We start from the raw sequence: 19,027 nt of genomic DNA, 5'->3' as shown, positions 1-19,027 counted from the left end.
CCTAGACGCGCCCCTGAGATGCCGCACCGAAGGTGCGCATCTCAGGGGCGCGGGGAACTGCGCGACCAGCCACGACGAAACCCGCACCCCGCAACAAACCGCACCACCCCCACACGCCCCCGGGGGCACCCAACCCCCGACCAGCCAAAGGACCCGCCATGCAAAGACGCACCCTGCTCAAGGCCGCCGCAGCCGGCATGGCCACCCCCGCCCTCCTCACCGCCGCCGGAACCCCCGCCTCCGCCGCAACGTCCCTCTCCATCCGCGGCATCGACTTCTCCTCCGTGGCCAAAGCGGAAGCGCTCGGCGCTGTCTGGCACCAGTCCGACGGCGCCCGGATCAACCCGGTCCAACTGCTGAGCCGCGCCGGCATCACCCATGCCCGTCTCAAGGTCTGGGTCAACCCGGCCGACGGCTACAACAACAAGGCGCGCATCCTCCCGATGGCGCTGCGCCTCAGCCGCTGGGGCATCAAGACGATCATCGACTTCCACTACTCGGACACCTGGGCCGACCCGGGCGCCCAGACCAAGCCGGCCGCGTGGGCGGGCTACTCCGTCTCGCAGCTCAGCACCGCCGTCCACGACCACACCGCCGACGTGCTCGGGGCCCTCGCAGCCCAGGGCACCCCCGCCGACCTCGTCCAGATCGGCAACGAGATCAACGGCGGCATGCTCTGGGACACCGGGAACTGGAACAACCTCGACAACCTCGCCCTGTTCCTGACCTCCGGCATCAACGCCGCCCGCGCCACCACGCCCGGCGTCCGCACGATCCTGCACCTCGCCAACGGCGGTACGCAGAGCCTCTACACGTGGTTCTTCGACGCCATGAAGGCGCGCGGAGTCCACTGGGACGTCATCGGCATGTCCTTCTACCCGTACTGGCACGGCACGCTGACCGAGCTGGCCGCCAACCTCTCGTACGTGACCGGCCGGTACGGCACGCCGGCGTTCGTCGCCGAGACCGCCTATCCGTGGACGCTGACCGACAAGGACGGCACCGCCAACCTGGTCAACTCCAGCAGCCAGCTCACCTCCGGCTACCCGGCCAGCTCGACGGGCCAGAACGCCTGGGTGAAGGCCGTCGCGGACACCGTCGCCGCCACCCCGAACAGCATGGGCCTCGGCTACTGCTACTGGGAGGGCTTCTGGACGGCCACCACCGGCAACGGCTGGGACCCGGCGAACCCCTCCTCCGGCAACAACTGGGAGAACCAGGCGCTGTTCGACCACAACAGCGTGGCCCTTCCGGCGCTCTACACCATCGGCTCGTACCGGGCCTGACGCCGGTCTGTGACCGGTTACAGCACGAAACGGTCACTGTACTTGCCAACCATCAATCACATGGGATTACGTAGGCGCATACCCGCGCAACCGCATGTGTGCACGCTCCCAGCCAAGCAGTGCTGTGAACCTCAGGAGAAGACCCGCATGACGCACCACCGGCTCGCCTTCGGAGGCGACTACAACCCCGAGCAGTGGCCGGAGGCCGTCTGGCACGAAGATGTCCGGCTGATGCGCGAGGCCGGCGTCACGATGGTGAGCGTCGGGATCTTCTCCTGGGCACTGCTCGAACCGGCCCCCGGCACCTACGACTTCGGCTGGCTGGACCGCGTCATCGACCTGCTGCACGAGAACGGCATCGCGGTCGACCTCGGCACGCCCACCGTGGTCCCGCCCAAGTGGTTCTACACGGCGCACCCCGACGCCCTGCCCGTCACGGCCGACGGCACCCGGCTCGCCTTCGGTTCGCGCGGCGCCATCTGCCACAGCAACCAGGCCTACCGCGACGCGGCCGCCCGCATCACCGAGCAACTCGCCCGCCGCTACGGCAGGCACGAGGCCGTCGCCCTGTGGCACGTCCACAACGAGTACGGCGTCCCGGTCAGCGCCTGCTACTGCGAGAGCTGCGCCGCCCACTTCCGCCGCTGGCTCACCGCCGAGTACGGGACCGTGGACAGCGTCAACCACGTCTGGGGCACCGCCTTCTGGGGCCAGCGCTACGCCTCCTTCGAGGAGATCGACCCGCCGCGCACCACGCCGACCGTCGGCAACCCGGCCCAGCAGCTCGACTACAAGCGCTTCGCCGACGCCACCCTGCGCGAGAACTTCCTGCGCGAGCGCGACATCCTGCACCGCCTCGCCCCCGGCATCCCCGTCACCACCAACTTCATGACGGCGCTCAGCCAGTGCGACTCCATCGACTACTGGGCCTGGGGCCGCGAGGTCGACCTCGTCACCAACGACCACTACCTGATCACCGACGGCCGCCGCACCCAGGTGAACCTGGCGATGGCCGCCGACCTCACCCGCTCGGTGGCCGGCGGCGCCCCGTGGCTCCTCCTTGAGCACTCCACCTCCGGGGTCAACTGGCAGCCCCGCAACCCGGCCAAGGCCCCCGGCGAGATGGCCCGCAACTCCCTCGCGCACGTGGCGCGCGGCTCCGAGGGCGCCATGTTCTTCCAGTGGCGGCAGTCGCGGCGCGGCGCCGAGAAGTTCCACTCGTCGATGCTCCCGCACGGCGGCACGGACACCAAGGTGTGGCGCGAGGTCTGCGAACTCGGCGCCTGGATCGGCGAGTTGGCCCCCTTGAAGGGCACCCGGACCGTCGCCGACGCCGCCGTCTTGTGGGACTGGCACTCCTGGTGGGCGCAGAACCTCGCATGGCGGCCGAGCGAGGACCACGACGCCCGCGAGCGCGCCGACACCTTCTACGAGGCGATGTACGACCGCCATCTCACCGTCGACTTCGCCCACCCGGAGGCCGACCTGTCGGCGTATCCGCTGGTCGTCGTCCCGGCGCTGTACCTGGCGACGGAAGCCGCCGCCCTCAACGTCCGCGAGTACGTGGAGAACGGCGGCACCCTCGTCGTCTCGTACTTCTCCGGCATCGTCGACGAACACGACGCCGTCCACGAGGGCCCCTACCCGGGCGCCTTCCGTGACGTACTCGGCCTGACCGTCGAGGAGTTCAGCCCGCTGCTCGCCGGTGAGACGGTCTCGCTCGCCGGCCCCGAAGGGGCCCGGCTCACCGGTGACGTCTGGACGGAGTTCGTCGTTCCGCGCGGCGCCGAACCGGTCTGGTCGTACGAGGACGGGCTCGCCGCCGGACGTCCCGCCGTCACCCGGCACACGTACGGGCAAGGCACCGCCTGGTACGTCTCGACGCGGCTGTCCGCGACCGGCCTCGACCCGGTCCTCGCGGCCGCGGCGGCCGACGCCGGGATCGTGCCGCGCCCCGAACTCCCGCGCGACGTCGAGCTGGTGACGCGTACGGGGGAGACCGGCACGTACCTCTTCGCGATCAACCACACCGGCGACGAGGCCAAGGTGCCGCTGCCCGCCCCCGGCACCGAACTCCTCACCGGCCACCCCGCGACGGGCGCGGTGGCCGTCCCCGCCGGCGCGGTGCGGGTCGTGCGCCTCGACGTCTGACCGAGGGGCGTCGTACCAGGACTCCGGCCGGGGTCCGTGGGGGAAGTCCGGCCGGTACGAGGCGGCGTCGCATCCGGCCTTCGGTGCGGCGCCGCCACCCCCTGCCCAACTCCCCGGAGATCACCCGGGAGTACTGTTCCGCCGCATGACGCACACGGAACTGTCACGCACTCTCGCGCCCACCGAGCGCACCCGCCTGCGCCGCATGAAGGAGAAGGCGAGTTTCGAGCGCTCCGATCTCGAAGCGATCCTCGACGCCGGCTTCGTCTGCCACCTGGGCGTGATGGTCGACGGTGCCCCCATGGTCGTACCGACGGTCTACGGACGCGACGAGCGGTATCTGTACGTGCACGGTTCCGTGGCCAGCCGCAGCCTCGCCGCCGACCCCGACGCGACGATATGCGTCACCGTCACCCACATCGACGGCCTCGTCCTCGCCCGCTCCGTCTTCGAGCACGGCGTGAACTACCGCTGCGCGATGATCTACGGCATCCCGCGCCGGCTCACCGACGACGCCGAGAAGACCGAGGGTCTGCGCATCCTCACCGAGCACTCCACGCCGGGACAGTGGGACTACGCGCGCCGCCCCAGCCGCAAGGAACTCGCCGCCACCACCGTCCTCGCCCTGCCCCTCGACGAGGCCTCGGTCAAGATCCGCACCGGCGCCCCGGACGACGGCGACTCGCCGGACGCGGAGCTCGGCCTGTGGGCCGGCACCCTCCCGCTGACCTCCCGCTGGGGCGCGCCCACCGCCGACCCGGCGCTCCCGTCCGGCATCACGGCGCCCGCCCACGTCGTGGCCCGAGCGGGGACCCGGCAGGGCTGAGGGACAACCGGGGGCATAACGTGAGTCCCGTAGGACCGTCGTAGATACAAGGAGTAACGGGATGCAGAGCCGCACGGCACTCGTCGAGGACCTGATGGAGCGCTTCCCGCACGTTCCGAAAGAAGCGGTCTTCAAGGAGGACCTGCTGCGGGGCGGCGTCGCCTTCGACGCCTCGGCGCTCAGCGACAACGAGGACGGCGAGGTCAAGCCGAAGTCGTACTTCATCTTCTCCTTCGACCACGGCACCCTCCCCGAACTCGGCGAGGCCGCGCTGCGCCGTCCGCCCGAGGAGATCGTCCTCACCGGCGGCCCCTACGACCTGCGCCGCACGGTCGTCTCGGTGCGCGTGAACCCGAGCTCTCCCTACCGGGTGGCGGCCGACGACTCCGGCATGCTCGGCCTCTACCTCGACGGCAAGCGGATCTCGGACGTCGGCGTCCCGCCGATGCCCGAGTACTACCGCCACAAGCTCTCCAACGGGAAGTCGGTCATGGAGGTGGCCCCCACGATCCAGTGGGGCTACCTGATCTACCTGACGGCCTTCCGTGTGTGCCAGTACTTCGGCGCCAAGGAGGAGTGCCAGTACTGCGACATCAACCACAACTGGCGCCAGCACAAGGCGGCAGGACGCCCCTACACGGGCGTCAAGGACGTCGACGAGGTGCTTGAGGCCCTCTCGATCATCGACCAGTACGACACCGCGAAGGCGTCGACCGCGTACACGCTCACCGGCGGCGCGATCACGTCGAAGGTCCAGGGCCTGGACGAGGCGGACTTCTATGGTCGCTACGCCAAGGCCATCGAGGAGCACTTCCCGGGCCGCTGGATCGGCAAGGTCGTCGCCCAGGCGCTCCCCAAGGACGACGTCCAGCGGTTCAAGGACTACGGCGTCCAGATCTACCACCCCAACTACGAGGTGTGGGACGAGTACCTCTTCAAGATGTACTGCCCGGGCAAGGAGCGCTACGTCGGCCGCGACGAGTGGCACAAGCGCATCCTCGACTCGACCGAGGTCTTCGGCGCCCGCAACGTGATCCCGAACTTCGTCGCGGGTGTGGAGATGGCCGAGCCGTTCGGCTTCAAGACCGTTGATGAGGCCATCGCGTCGACGACGGAGGGCCTGCGCTTCTTCATGTCGCACGGGATCACCCCGCGCTTCACGACCTGGTGCCCCGAGCCGACGACCCCGCTCGGCAAGGCGAACCCCGCGGGGGCGCCGCTGGAGTACCACATCCGCCTGCTCGACGCGTACCGCTCGACGATGGACGAGTTCGGCCTCTCGTCCCCGCCCGGCTACGGCCCGGCGGGCGCGGGCCGCGCCGTGTTCTCGGTCAGCTCCTTCATGGACAGCCTGGCCCCGAACTCGGAGGCGGTGGAGACGCCGCAGGCCTGACGTCAGGCCGCGGCCCGCTCCCCGTCCGTCGCCCCGGTGGCCGGCGCCGGTGTCGTCGGTGCCGGCGCCGCGATCAGGCGGCGCAGCAGGTCCGTGCGGGACGCGGGTGCCGTGTCCGACAGGAGCGTGGCCAGGACGGCGATGCGGGCCTGGCCCGCGCGCAGGGTGCCGGTGAGCACGGCGCCCGCCGCGACCAGGTCCACGGCCCCGCCGCCGGTGTAGAGCTCGGCGAGGGGTCCGGCCGGGACGCGGGTCGAGACGGCGACCAGGACGCCGCGGCGCACGGCCGCGGCCACCGCGTCGACCAGCTCGGGCGTCGCGTTGCCCGCGCCGGTCGCGACGAGCACGATGCCCTGCGCGCCCGCGGCGAGCGCGGCCTCGAAGAGGGTGGCGTCGGCGTCGCTGTGGTGCATGACGACGTCGACGCGCGGTATCGCGGCGCCGGCCTCCGGTGCCGGAAGCGGCGCCGGACGCTCCGGCTTGTGCCGGATGTCGACGCGGCCGAAGCCGAGGCGGCCGAGCGGCTCCGCGGCGGACGGGTCGGCGAACGCGTTGGCCGCCAGGGTCTGCGTCTTCACCGTGCCGCGTGCCGCGTGCACCGTACCGTCGAAGACCACCAGGACGCCCAAGTCCCGTACGGACGCGGCGACTTGCAGCGCGTCGTACATGTTGCCGGGACCGTCGCCGTCGGTCGCGCCGAGCGGCTTCTGGGCGCCGGTGAAGACCACCGGGCGCGGGTCGTCGTGGAACAGGTCGAGCAGGAACGCGGACTCCTCCAGGGTGTCCGTGCCGTGCGTGACGACGATGCCGTCCACGCCCGGGTCCGCGAGCACCTCGCGCACGGTGCGCAGCAGCGTCAGTTGCAGCTCGCTGGTCATCCGCGAGCTGTTGACGTTGAACAGGTCGACGACCTCGACCGTCACCCCGTCCGGCGTGGCGGCGCTGGCGAGCACGGTGTCCCCGCCGGCGTCGGCGGCGTAACCGGTGCCCTGCCAGCGGCTGGCGATGGTGCCGCCGGTGCTGATGAGGGTGATGCGCCGAGGCGCCTCGTTCCGGATGCGTTCCATGGTGCTTGCCTCGCGGTCACGTCGGGCCGGGCCGGGTGGGGCCGGGTGGTCTCAGTGTCGCGCGTGCGACGGGCGGACGCGCGTTCGATCACCCGCAAGGATAAATCGGGGAGTGCGCAATCGGATTGCGAATCCTGGCCGATGATCGCGGATTGTGTAGCGCATAATTGCGCCATGGACCGGATTGATCTACATATCTTGCGCGAGCTCCAGGTCGACGGCCGGCTCAGCAACCAGGAGCTCGCCCATCGCGTCGGCCTCAGCCCCTCGCCCTGCATGCGCCGCGTACGGCAGCTCGAACAGGACGGGGTCATCCAGGGCTACCGCGCGATCGTCGACCCGGAGGCCGTCGGCCGCGGCTTCGAGGTCCTCGTCTCCATCGAGGTGCGCCGCGACCGCGAGTCCGTCGAGGCGTTCGAGCGCGCGCTCCAGGACATCCCCGACGTCATCGAGGCCTACCGCCTCTTCGGCAGCCCCGGCTGCCTCCTGCGCATCGCGGTCGCGGACCTGGCGGCGTACGAGCGCCTGTGGATCGAGCGGCTCACGACGCTCGACGGCGTCACCGAGGTCAACTCCCAGATCATCATGAAGCGCGTGAAGGAGCCGAAGGGGCTGCCGGTGTGACGAGGCGTCCGCCTACTCCGGACGCAGGCCGCGCACCAACTCCCGCGGCAGGCCGTGGGTGTCGTGCAGATAATGCAGGTCCTCCTCGTCCAGCGGCCCCCGGAAGCGGGGGCGGTCCAGGATCGTGCGGCCGCGCTCCAGGAGACGGTCGAAGCGCCGCTCCTCGTCGAGGAGGACCTGGCGCACCTGTCCCGGGTCCATGTCCTGGCGGAAGTGGTCCAGGGTGTGCCGGATCAGCTCGTCCGGCAGGTCGCCCGGACCGCCGCAGCCCTCGCGGCGCAGCACCGTGAGCACGCGCCGGATCAGGCGGCGCAGTACGTATCCGCGGCCGGTGTTCGACGGCCGCACCCCGTCGCCGACGACCACGACCGACGAGCGCAGATGGTCCGAGACCAGGCGCAGCGACGGCTCGTCGGGGCCGAGCGACGGCCACAGGCGGGGGACGAGCCGGCGCCACGGCTCGAAGACGTCGCACTCGAAGACCGACGAACGCCCTTGGAGGAGCGAGGTCAGACGCTCCAGGCCCAGGCCGGTGTCGACGTTGCGCTGCGGCAGCGGCACGAGCGAACCGTCGTCGAGGCGGCGGTAGCGCATCGTCACGTGGTTCCACACCTCCACCCAGCGCTCGTCCCGCGTCGGCGACGACTCGGGCGGGGTGTCGCCGGTCCACAGGAAGATCTCCGAGTCGGGACCGCACGGGCCCGTCGGCCCGTTGGACCACCAGTTGTCCTCGACGGTCAGCTCCACCGGCACCCCGAGCCGTTCCCACAGCTCCAGCGAAGGGGTGTCGGGGCCGGTGCGGTCGTCGCCGCCGAACACCGTGCCGTACAGCCGCCGCGGGTCGATCCCGAAACCGTCGGTGAGCAGCTCGTACCCCCACTCCAGACTCCGCGGCCCCTCGTAGTCGCCGAGCGACCACGTGCCGAGCATCTCGAAGACCGTCAGATGCGTCGGATCGCCGATCTCCTCCAGATCCGTGGTGCGCAGGCACCGCTGTACGTTGACGAGCCGCCGGCCGAGCGGATGCGGGCGCCCTTCCAGGTACGGGGTGAGCGGATGCATGCCGGACGTGGTGAACAGGACCGGGTCGCCGGGCGGCGGCAGCAGGGTCGAGCCGGTGAGCGGGCGATGCCCGCGTTCCTCGTAGAACTCGGTGAAGGTGCGGACGACGTCGTCGGTACGCAGGTCGGTACGCATGGGGTGACTCCTTCTGTGGGAGAGGAGGCACCGGAAGCGGCCGGTACGGGAACGTCGCTGAACGCGGAACACCGGCGGCCGTTTCCGGTCGCCGGTGGGAAGGGGGGTGACGTGGGACGTCAGTCGGCGGCAACCGGCGAGCTGGTCGCTCGCGCGGTCGCGGTGACGGTGGTGCGGCCGATGACGTTCATGGCATCGACGCTAACGCGACCGCCCCGCCGGGGCCAGGGATTTTTGACGGCTCCCTGACGCCCACCGGCATGCAGGAGCCGCCGAACATTGCAGGGATCCGGCAATGCGCGGGCGCGCTCACGGCGACAGGATGGAGCACGGGGGAGCACTGAGGATGATCCCGGTGCCGGACACCGGCAGTCGGCGTACGCCGATCGCGCCGTCCGGCACCGGGACCGGTGTGTCGTGAGCCTCCGTCGCCACTGCTCCGCACCCGTCCCGCCGTCGTCACCGAGGACTTCACATGGATGCCACCACCGTGGGCATCGGCGTGTCCGTCGCCGCTGTCCTGTTCGTCGCAGCGCTCCTGTTCGCCTTCACCCGGCTGTTCCGCAAGGTCGAGCAGGGCAAGGCGCTGATCGTCTCGCGGATGCGCAGGGTCGATGTGACGTTCACCGGGCAGGTCGTGCTGCCCGTGCTGCACAAGGCCGAGGTCATGGACATCTCGGTGAAGGCCATCGAGATCACCCGCACCGGCCGCGACGGTCTCATCTGCAAGGACAACATCCGTGCCGACATCCGGATCTCGTTCTTCGTGAAGGTCAACAAGACCGTCGACGACGTCATCAAGGTCGCCCAGGCGGTCGGCACCCAGCGGGCCAGCGACCAGAAGACGTTGCAGGAGCTGTTCCACGCGAAGTTCTCCGAGGCGCTCAAGACCGTCGGCAAGCAGCTCGACTTCACCGACCTGTACACCAAGCGCGAGGAACTGCGGTACCGGATCATCGAGGTCATCGGCGTCGACCTGAACGGCTACCACCTGGAGGACGCGGCGATCGACCACCTGGAGCAGACGCCGCTCTCCCAGCTCGACCCGCACAACGTCCTGGACGCCCAAGGCATCCGGAAAATCACCGAGTTGACGACCATCGAGCACGTGCGCACCAACGAGTTCCAGCGCACGGAGGAGAAGGAGATCACCCGGCAGAACGTCGACGCCCGCGAGACCATCCTGGAGCTTGAGCGCCGCCAGGCCGACGCCGAGATCAAGCAGCAGCGGGAGATCGACACCGTACGGGCCCGCGAGGCGGCCGAGACGGCACGGGTGGTGGAGGAGGAACGGCTGCGCTCGCAGGGCGCGTTCCTCACCACCGAGGAGAAGCTCGGCGTGCAGCGCGAGAACCAGCAGCGCGAGGTCGCCGTCGCGCAGAAGAACCGTGAGCGCGTCATCGCCGTCGAGAACGAGCGCATCGAGAAGGACCGCCTCCTCGAAGTCATCGCACGGGAACGCGAGACCCAGCTGACGAAGATCGCCGCCGACAAGGAGGTCGAGGCCGAGAAGCGGGAGATCGCCGAAGTCGTACGGGAACGCGTCGCCGTCGACCGGACGGTCGCCGAGCAGGAGGAGTCCATCAAGAAGCTGCGCGCCGTCGAGGAGGCGGAGCGCGGACGCCAGGCCGTCATCATCGCCGCGGAGGCCCAGGCGCAGGAGCGGCTCGTCAAGGACATCAAGGCCGCGGAGGCCGCCGAGCAGGCCGCCACCCACCGCGCCGCCGAGCAACTGACCCTGGCCGAAGCCGAGTTGAGGTCCGCCGACCTGCACGCGCAGGCCAAGCTGAAGCTCGCCGCCGGCATCCAGGCCGAGCAGGCCGCGCCGGGCCTCGCCGACGTCCAGGTCCGCGACAAGGAAGCCGACATCATCGAGAAGTCCGGGCGCGCCGAGGCCGAGGCCACCGAGGCACGGCTGCGCGCGGAGGCGGAGGGTGCCCGCGCCAAGGCCCTCGCCGAGGCGACCGCGATCGGCGAGAAGCTGAAGGCTGAGGCCGAGGGCATCAACCAGAAGGCCGTCGCCATGGCCGCCCTGGACGAGGCGTCGCGCGGCCACGAGGAGTACCGGCTGCGGCTCCAGGCCGAGAAGGAGATCCGGCTCGCCGGGCTCGACGTGCAGCGGCAGGTCGCCGAGGCGCAGGCCACCGTCCTCGCCACCGGCCTGGAGAACGCGGACATCGACATCGTCGGCGGCGACTCCGTCTTCTTCGACCGGCTCGTGAACTCCATCGCGCTGGGCAAGGGCCTCGACGGCTTCGTCCAGAACTCTCGGACGGCGCAGGCGCTCGCGGGGCCGTGGCTCGACGGCTCGGCGAACTTCACCGAGGACCTGACGAAGATCCTCGGCTCCGTCTCCACGGCTGACGTCCAGAGCCTCACCGTCTCCGCGCTCCTGCTGAAGCTCATGAACGGCGGCGCCGGTGAGCAGGCCGGGCCGCTCCGCGAACTCCTCGACAAGGCAGGGCAGTTGGGTCTCGCCGATCTCCCGCTGACGCAGCTCAACGGCACCGCCGCGCGCAACTGACCCGCCACCAAGGACCGGCCGGGGCCGCCGCACGGGGGTCGGCGACCCCGGCCGCACACCACCAGCGCACGAGAGGTATCCGCCCATGCACACGGGTCCGGACGCGAGCACCTACGACGTCCTGCGCGACCGGCTCGCCGCACAGGCCGCCCAACTCGCCGCGCGCGCCGCCGAGTTGAATGAGCGGCGAGTCGCCGCCTTCGGCTCCGCCGGGCTCGCTCTCGCCGCCACCCGGCACCTGCGCACCGAACGGCCCGCCGTGGCCAGGGACGTCGTCGCGATCGGCGACGTCCTCCTGTCCGGCCGTACGACACCGCTCGGCGCCGGCGACGAGACGGCCGTCGCCGACGTGTTCACCCTGCACGACCGGCACAGCCTGGAACCGCTCCCCGGCACGGCGGTCCCCGGACTGCTCGACGACCCCGGTTTCGTACGGGAATGCGCGGCGCTGCACCGGTACTACCGGGCCGCGACCCTCCTGCGACTGCGCCTGACCGACGGCAAGCTGCTCGCCGTCTTCCGTACCGGCGAGAGCGCCGACGACATCCGCGTCCTGCGCTGGACGCTCCGCGCGGACGGCCGCGCCGAGTTCCTCGACGCGCGCGGCGACCGCGACCACGTCCTGCCGCCCGCGCACGACCTCGTCTGGACCGCCGCCACCCGCGACGACCACGTCCCAGGACGCCACCCGCACATCGCGATCCCCGGCGGCGAGGTCTACGTCGGCACGCTCGGCGGCACCCTCACCCTCAAGACCGAGAACGACACCGAGACCGCCGAGGGCAGCTACAGCGAACCCGTCGACGAACCGCTCCAGTCGCTCGCCGACGCCGACGTCGCGCACGCCCGGATCGGCCCGCTCATCCTGCTGCGCGTGCGCCCGTACAAGGAGAGCGCGGACCGCTACCTCGTCTTCGACACCCTCACCGCGCGCACCACCCGGCTCGACGGCATCGGGCAGGCATGCCGCACCCTGCCCGAGGAGCAGGGCATCGTCTTCCCGGGCGGATACGTCCTGGCCACGGGGGAGTCCAAGGCCTTCGACGCCCTGGACACGACCGGCCTCGCCCACGAGCGCACCGTGCGCTCACCCAACGGCGAGGACGTCCTGTTCGTCTTCCACGGGCCGGGCCCGTGCCGCACCCTGCTGCTCGCCTACAACGTCCTGCGCAAGGAGTTCGCCACCCCGATCGCCTGCGAGGGGTACGCCCTGTTCGACGACGGCTCCCTGCTCGTCCTGCGGGCCGGCGACGGCGAAGCCGCGCGCGTACACCCGCTCCAGGTGTGGGAAACCCCGTACGTGTCCGACGCGCACGCCGCCGCGCGGCCCGCCGGCGCGGGACCGCTGGCCCGCGTCGGCAACGCCGACCTGGTGCGGGGCATCGCCGACTGCCTGACGGTGGCCCGCACGGCCGCGGGCACCTCCCAGACGCCCACGACCGCCGCGTACCGGGAGCTGGCCGCGCGCTGCACCCGCGCCGCCGACCGCCACCACTGGCTCGCCGACCCCGAACTCGGCTCCCTGCGCGAGCCGTTGGACGCCGTGCGGGCCACGGCCGAGCAGACGCTCACCGAGTTCGAGACGGTCCGCGACCTGACCCGGCAGGCGGCCGACGCGGTCGCCGACGCCGCGGAGCGCGCCGCGGGCCTCGTCCGCCGGATCCGCGGCGAGGTGCCCCGCACCGCCCCCGAATGGGTCGAGCGGATCACCGAACTGCGCCAGGCCCAGGGCAAATTGCTGTCGCTGAAGGAGCTGCGGTACGTCGACGCCGAGCGGATCGACGCGCTCGCCGCGGACCTCGCGGGCGACATCGCCGCGGCCGGACAGCGCGCCGTCGCGTTCCTCGCGCGGCCCGATGGATTCGCCGCCCAGCACCGGCACATCGAGGAACTGGCCGCAGGCGCCGACACCCTCACCACCGTCGCCGAGTTCGCCGGCCCGTTCGGGAAACTGGGTACTCTGGCCGCCCAGTTGAGCGCCACCGCCGATGTCGTCGCCGGGCTCGACATCGCCGACGCCACCGTCCGCGCGACCGTCCTGGAACACCTCGCCGAGACCCTGGCCGGCGTCAACCGCGCCCGCGCCACGCTCGACGCGCGCCGCCGCGAACTCGCCGAGCGCGAGGGGCGCGCCGAGTTCGCCGCCGAGTTCGCCCTCCTCGGCCAGTCCGTCACCGGCGCCCTCGCCGCCGCGGAAACCCCGCAGGCCTGCGACGACCAGCTCGCCCGGCTCCTGCTCCACCTGGAGGAACTCCAGGGCAGGTTCGCCGAGTCCGACGCCTTCCTCGACGATCTCGACACCCGCCGCACCGAGATCCACGAGGCCTTCGCCGCCCGCAAACAGGCCCTCACCGACGAGCGGGCCCGGCGCACCGACCGTCTCGCCCGCTCCGCAGGCCGCGTCCTCGCCTCCGTCGCCCGCCGCGCCGCGGCCCTCGCATCGACCGAGGACGTCCACGCCTACTTCGCCTCCGACCCGCTCGTCACCAAGGTCGCCGCCACCATCGCCGAACTGCGCGAACTCGGCGACCAGGTACGGGCGGACGAACTCGCGGGCCGCGTCGACGCCGCCCGCCGGGAAGCCGCCCGCGCCCTGCGCGACCGCGCCGACCTGTACGCGGACGGCGGCGACACCCTGCGCCTGGGCCGCCACCGCTTCGCCGTCAACACCCAGCCGCTCGACCTGACCCTGGTCCCGCACGACGACGGCATGGCCTTCGCGCTGACCGGCACCGACTACCGCGCCCCCGTCACCGACCCGGACCTCGCCGCCACGCGCCCCTACTGGGACCAGCACCTCGCCTCCGAGAACCCCGCCGTCTACCGCGCCGAACACCTCGCCGCCCGCCTCCTCGCCGAGCGCGGCGCCGACGCGCTGCTCGCCGCCGACGACCTGCCCGCGCTGGTACGGGCCGCGGCCGAGAGCGCGTACGACGAGGGCTACGAGCGCGGCGTCCACGACCACGACACCGCTCTGATCCTCACCGCCCTCCTGCGCCTGCACACCGCGGCCGGACTGCTGCGCCACACCCCGAAGGCGCGCGCCGCCGCCCAGCTCTTCTGGGCGCATGAAGTGCCGGACGCGGAACGGAAGGTGCTCACCCGGCGCGCCGCCTCCCTCGCCCGCGCGCGGGACACCTTCGGACTCGCGCCCGCCCTCGACGACTTCCGTGCCGAACTCGCGGCGCGCATGGACGGCGACCAGGAGGCCGCCGAGTACCTCTTCGCCGAACTGAGCTGCGCGCCCGCGGGCTTCGTCGTCGCGTCGCGGACCCGCGATCTCCTCGACAAGTTCCGCCGCACGGTGGACAGTTCGGCCTACGAGGACGACGTCACGGCCGTCACCGACCTGGCCGCCCGCCGCCAGCTGGTGGAGGCGTGGCTGACCGCGTACGCCACGGCGGCCGGCGAGGACCCCACCGACCTGCCCGAGGCCGTGGCCGTGGAGCTCTGCCCGGACCTGGAGCGGTACGAGAACGCCACGGACCTGACCGCCACGGTCGACGGGCTCCTCGGCGCCCACCCGCGGATCGAGAGCCGCCGCCTCGCCTTCCGCATCGACGAACTCCTCGCCCGCACCGAGGAGTTCAGGACCAGGACGGTGCCCGGGTTCCGCGCCTACCAGCGGCTGCGCACCCGTGTCGCCGCCACCGAACGCGCCCGGCTGCGCCTCGACGACCACCGTCCCCGCGTCCTGTCCACGTTCGTGCGCGGCCGCCTCGTCGACGAGGTGTACCTGCCGCTCGTCGGCGACAGCCTCAGCAGGCAACTCGGCAGCGCGGGCGGCCTGTTGCTGCTCATCTCGCCGCCCGGCTACGGCAAGACGACCCTCATGGAGTACGTCGCCGACCGGCTCGGCATGATCCTCGTCAAGGTCGACGGGCCCGCCCTCGGCCGCACCGTCACCTCCCTCGACCCCGCCGACGCCCCGAACGCGACCGCCCGCCAGGAGATCGACAAGGTCAACTTCGCCCTGGAAGCGGGCAACAACGTCCTCCTCTATCTGGACGACATCCAGCACACCTCGCCGGAACTCCTCCAGAAGTTCATCGCCCTGTGCGACGCCCAGCGCCGCATGGACGGGGTGTGGAACGGCGCCCCGCGCACGTACGACCTGCGGGGCAAGCGGTTCGCCGTCTGCATGGCGGGCAACCCGTACACCGAGTCGGGCGCCCGCTTCCGCGTCCCCGACATGCTCGCCAACCGCGCCGACGTGTGGAACCTCGGCGACGTCCTGACCGGCAAGGAGGACGCCTTCGCCGCCTCCTTCATCGAGAACGCGCTCACCGCCAACCCGCACCTGGCGCCGCTCGCCGCCCGCGACCGCGCCGACCTCGACCTCCTCCTCGGGCTCGCCGAGGGCGACCCGGCCGCCCGCGCCGACCGGCTTCTCCATCCGTACGCACCCGCCGAGCGCGACCGCGTCGTCGCCGTCCTGCGTCACCTCGTCGCGGCCCGCGCCACGGTCCTCGCCGTCAACGCGGCCTACATCGCGTCGGCGGCCCAGGACCCGGCCACCCGCACCGAACCGCCGTTCCGGCTCCAGGGCTCGTACCGCGACATGAACAAGATCGCCGCCCGGATCGACCCGGCCATGAACGACGCCGAGCGGGACGCCGTCGTCGACGACCACTACACGAGCGAGGCCCACACCCTGACCAGCGGTGCCGAGGCCAACCTGCTCAAACTCGCCGAGCTGCGGGGCCGGTTGACGGAGGGTCAGGCCGCGCGCTGGGCCGAGGTGAAGGCGGGCCACGTACGCGCCCAGAGCGACCCCGGCGTGCGGGCCGTCACCGCCCTCGGCCTGCTCGCCGACCGTCTGGCCGCCGTCGAAGCGGCGATCACCGGCCGTGGTCGCTGAGGGCGCCCCGCCGGACCCGGCCGGCACCCCTTTCGCCACGGTCGGCGCGGGCCGCCCGGCGCACCCCCATCGCCCCGCCGTGCACGCCCGTGCGCTAAGAATGCGTCAGCGAGGCACCGGAACGGCGGGGGCGACCATGACGACGACGGCACAGGACATACCCGAGGAGTATCTGGCGGGCTGCGCCGACATCGTCGGCAGGGCGTCCTCGACCGGCCGCCGGCTGACCCGTGACGAACTGGAGTCGCGCCGCGCCCTCGGCGCGCGCGCCGCCGAGGCCGGGCTTCCCCTGCGGGCGCTGATCGGCGCCCACCTGGCGACGGCCTCCGGCTCCCTCGTCACCGGCGCCGCCACGGAGGCCGTCCTCGCCGCGAGCGCCCAGGCCGTCGACGCGCTCATCGAGGGGTACGAGCGGGCCCAGCGCCACACCATGCGGCAGGAGGAGGCGGCCCGCCGCGAGTTCATCGACGACCTCCTCTACGGCCGCAGCGATCTCGGCCGACTCGCCGAGCGCGCCGAGCGGTTCGGCCTGCGCCTGTCCTTCGCGCACGCGGTCGCGGTGGCCGAGGGGGAGTCCGCCCACGACGAGGGCGACCCCGTGCTCCGCGCGGTCGAGCAGGCCCTGATCGCCCGCTTCGCCGACCGCAGCATCCTGCTCACCACCAAGGACGGGCGCCTCGTCTGCGTCGCGCCCGGCGACCAGGACGAGGTCCTCGCCTTCTTTGCCAAGCAGGCCTACGCCGCCACCGACGGCGGCCGGGTCGCCATCGGCCGCCCGCACTCGGGCCCCGGTGGCGTCGTCCAGTCCTACGAGGAGGCGCTGAGCGCCCTCGACCTCGCCGCCCGCCTGGATCTCGACGCGCCCGTGCTGCGCTCGGCGGACCTGCTCGTCTACCCCGTCCTCACCCGCGACCGGCAGGCCATGGCCGAACTCGTGGGCAGTGTCCTCGGCCCCCTCCGGCAGGCGCGGGGCGGCGCCCGGCCCCTGCTCGACACCCTCACCGCGTACTTCGACGCGGGCTGTGTCGCGGCCGAGGCGGCCCGTCGCCTGTCCCTGAGCGTGCGCGCGTTCACGTACCGCCTGGCCCGCATCCACCAGCTGACCGGCGCGGATCCCTCCGACCCCGTCCACCGCTACACGCTCCAGACGGCGGTGATCGGCGCGCGCCTGCTCGACTGGCCGACGCGCAGGCTCTGACCCGGCGGGGCGCCCGCCAGAAATTTATACGCTCGTATTAGACGAACGTATTGAACAACCGTATAGATCCGGGCTACGGTACAGCCATGGACATCGACGAGAACACCCACCGCTCCGCGCTGACCATCGACGGCCGCACGCTCTCCTACGTCGATTTCGGCGGCGCGGGACGCCCGCTGCTCGCCCTGCACGGGCACATGTCCGAGGGCGCCTCGTACGCGGACCTCGCCGCCCGCCTCGGCCCCGAGTGGCGGGTCATCGCGCCCGACCAGCGCGGCCACGGCGCCTCGGACCGCGCCGCCGACTACACCCGCGAGGGCTACCTCGCCGACATCGAAGCCCTCCTCGACCATCTGCACCTGGACAGCGTCGTCCTGCTCGGCCACTCGCTGGGCGCCATCAACGCCTACCAGTTCGCTGCCCGCCACCCGCACCGCGTCACGGCGCTGATCAACGCAGAAGGCTGCGCCGAACTCGGCCTCGACGGCACCAACCCCCTCGCCTTCGTCCTGAACCTGCCCACCGCGGGCGCCCCCACCAAGGAGGCGTACGTGTCCCAACTGGGCCCGTTCGCCCCGCACTTCGAGTCCGTCGTCCGTGAACTGCCGGACGGCACCTGGGGTCTGCCCTTCGACCCCCAGGACATCTACGACTCCGAGGAGCGGGTCCACGGCGATCACTGGGCGGACTGGACCGCCGTCACCTGCCCCGCCCTCCTGGTGCGCGGCACCAAGGGCGTGCTCCCCGCCGAACAGGCGCGGCAGATGGTGGACCGGTGCCCCGGCACGCGCCTGGCCGAACTGGAGACGGACCACTTCGTCCACGCGGCCGACCCCGCCGGCTTCGCGGACGCGGTCCGCGGCTTCCTGGCCACGGTCTGACGCCGGGAGCTCGGGCGAGGGCGCTCACATCCGGGCTTTGAGCACGTCGACCTCGGCGCCCGGCATGAACGGGTCGAAGCCGTGCTCGGCCAGCCAGCGCACCACCAGCAGACTGCGCAGCGACCACCACGCCCGGATCACGTCGAGGTCGACGTCCGCGTCGGTGCCGTAACCGGCGAGGAGGTCCGCGAGGTGCTCCTCGTGGCCGAGCGTGAAGGTGGCGAGGTCGTGGAGCGCGTCACCGCTGCCCGCCTCGGACCAGTCGATGACGCCGGTGACCTCGTCGTCCCCGTCGAGGAACACATGGGCGATCTGGAGATCCCCGTGGGTGAACGCCGGGGTCCACGGGCGCAGCGCGGCCTCGGCGACCCGGCGGTTGCGCGCGACCAGGGAGGCGGGCAGGACACCGCTCGCCACCAGCCGCGCGCACTCGTCGTCGAGCTCGGCCGCCAGCGCGGCGGGTTCGCGTCCGGCCTGTCCCCGCCGGGCCGGAACCGGAGCCTCGTGCAGCGTGCGGATGGCGGCGCCGGCCGCGGCCCACGCCCTCGGCGAAGCGGTCGACGGTTCGCCGAAGCGGCCGAGTGGCGCCCCGGGAAGCGCCGCGAGCGCGAGCGCCGGCGGCCTGTGCCACAGCACGCGCGGGGTCGGCACCGGGGCCAGCGCCATCAGCTCGACCTCGGCGTTCATCCGCGCCCGGTCGGCGTCCACCTTCAGGAACACGTCACCGACGCGCAGCGTCGCGCGCTCGGAGTGGGCGACGACGACCTCGACCTCATCCATGCATCGGGATATTAGGAGGGGGCCTGAACGGGGGGACGGTAATTCGGTGGAAGAGGACGGGGGAGGCGGCTAGGGTCGTGTCCGTTCCGGCGGCTCCTGCCGCCGACTCTGTGAGACATGGGAGGTGTCGACCGATGGCTGTCGTCGAGATGGGCGTTGCCCGCATCCGGAAGTCCGTCAAGTCCACCTCTCTGGCCACCGGCTGATCACACCTCTTCCTTCTTCGCCGGGGCCACCCT

At 72.0% G+C, this 19,027-nt stretch carries 12 protein-coding genes; 9 read left to right on the top strand and 3 right to left on the bottom strand.

The genetic code is table 11. From position 1 onward, the window contains the following. Positions 1-158: 158 nt before the first annotated feature. From AB0L37_RS29685 to AB0L37_RS29670, 4 genes are all read left to right on the top strand, one after another. Entirely contained in the window at positions 159-1,286 is a 1,128-nt protein-coding gene (locus tag AB0L37_RS29685; RefSeq protein WP_365512014.1) for a glycosyl hydrolase 53 family protein, read from the top strand. 147 nt (positions 1,287-1,433) lie between these two features. Further along, complete coding sequence (locus AB0L37_RS29680; RefSeq protein WP_365512011.1) at positions 1,434-3,437, top strand: beta-galactosidase; 2,004 nt, start codon at positions 1,434-1,436, stop codon at positions 3,435-3,437. A 145-nt stretch (positions 3,438-3,582) separates the two neighbouring features. After that, positions 3,583-4,263, top strand: coding sequence for a pyridoxamine 5'-phosphate oxidase family protein (locus tag AB0L37_RS29675; RefSeq protein ID WP_365512008.1), 681 nt, complete (start codon positions 3,583-3,585; stop codon positions 4,261-4,263). 61 nt (positions 4,264-4,324) lie between these two features. After that, entirely contained in the window at positions 4,325-5,656 is a 1,332-nt protein-coding gene (locus AB0L37_RS29670; protein WP_365512006.1) for a radical SAM protein, read from the top strand. Positions 5,657-5,658: 2 nt separating this feature from the next. Here the strand turns inward: AB0L37_RS29670 and AB0L37_RS29665 are convergent, their stop codons facing one another. Next, entirely contained in the window at positions 5,659-6,723 is a 1,065-nt protein-coding gene (locus AB0L37_RS29665; protein WP_365512003.1) for an asparaginase, read from the bottom strand. A gap of 174 nt (positions 6,724-6,897) precedes the next feature. Here AB0L37_RS29665 and AB0L37_RS29660 point away from each other — a divergent pair, with 174 nt between their 5' ends. Then, the gene (locus AB0L37_RS29660) at positions 6,898-7,347 is read left to right on the top strand and encodes an Lrp/AsnC family transcriptional regulator (RefSeq protein ID WP_365512000.1); all 450 of its coding nucleotides are present in this window, start codon (positions 6,898-6,900) and stop codon (positions 7,345-7,347) included. Positions 7,348-7,359: 12 nt separating this feature from the next. Here the strand turns inward: AB0L37_RS29660 and AB0L37_RS29655 are convergent, their stop codons facing one another. Next, complete coding sequence (locus AB0L37_RS29655) at positions 7,360-8,532, bottom strand: alanine--tRNA ligase-related protein (RefSeq protein WP_365512030.1); 1,173 nt, start codon at positions 8,530-8,532, stop codon at positions 7,360-7,362. Between the two features lie 487 nt (positions 8,533-9,019). Here AB0L37_RS29655 and AB0L37_RS29650 point away from each other — a divergent pair, with 487 nt between their 5' ends. The 4 genes from AB0L37_RS29650 to AB0L37_RS29635 all read left to right on the top strand — a co-directional run bounded on the left by AB0L37_RS29650 (position 9,020) and on the right by AB0L37_RS29635 (position 18,008). Then, a complete protein-coding gene (locus tag AB0L37_RS29650; RefSeq protein ID WP_365511998.1) occupies positions 9,020-11,068 on the top strand; it encodes a flotillin family protein in 2,049 nt (682 codons plus the stop codon). An 85-nt stretch (positions 11,069-11,153) separates the two neighbouring features. After that, on the top strand, positions 11,154-15,929 hold the full coding sequence (locus tag AB0L37_RS29645; RefSeq protein WP_365511996.1) for a DNA repair ATPase: 4,776 nt from the start codon (positions 11,154-11,156) through the stop codon (positions 15,927-15,929). Between the two features lie 136 nt (positions 15,930-16,065). Further along, positions 16,066-17,127, top strand: a complete 1,062-nt coding sequence (locus AB0L37_RS29640; protein WP_365511993.1) for a helix-turn-helix domain-containing protein — start codon at positions 16,066-16,068, stop codon at positions 17,125-17,127. Between the two features lie 86 nt (positions 17,128-17,213). Beyond that, positions 17,214-18,008 (top strand): alpha/beta hydrolase, encoded by a 795-nt coding sequence (locus tag AB0L37_RS29635; protein WP_365511990.1) that lies wholly within the window; start codon positions 17,214-17,216, stop codon positions 18,006-18,008. A gap of 24 nt (positions 18,009-18,032) precedes the next feature. Here the strand turns inward: AB0L37_RS29635 and AB0L37_RS29630 are convergent, their stop codons facing one another. Continuing rightward, entirely contained in the window at positions 18,033-18,788 is a 756-nt protein-coding gene (locus AB0L37_RS29630) for a phosphotransferase (protein ID WP_365511987.1), read from the bottom strand. Positions 18,789-19,027 lie beyond the last annotated feature (239 nt).

The organism is Streptomyces sp. NPDC052225, from assembly GCF_040679615.1.
Taxonomy (GTDB): domain Bacteria; phylum Actinomycetota; class Actinomycetes; order Streptomycetales; family Streptomycetaceae; genus Streptomyces.
This window is presented reverse-complemented; position numbering and strand designations above follow the sequence as displayed.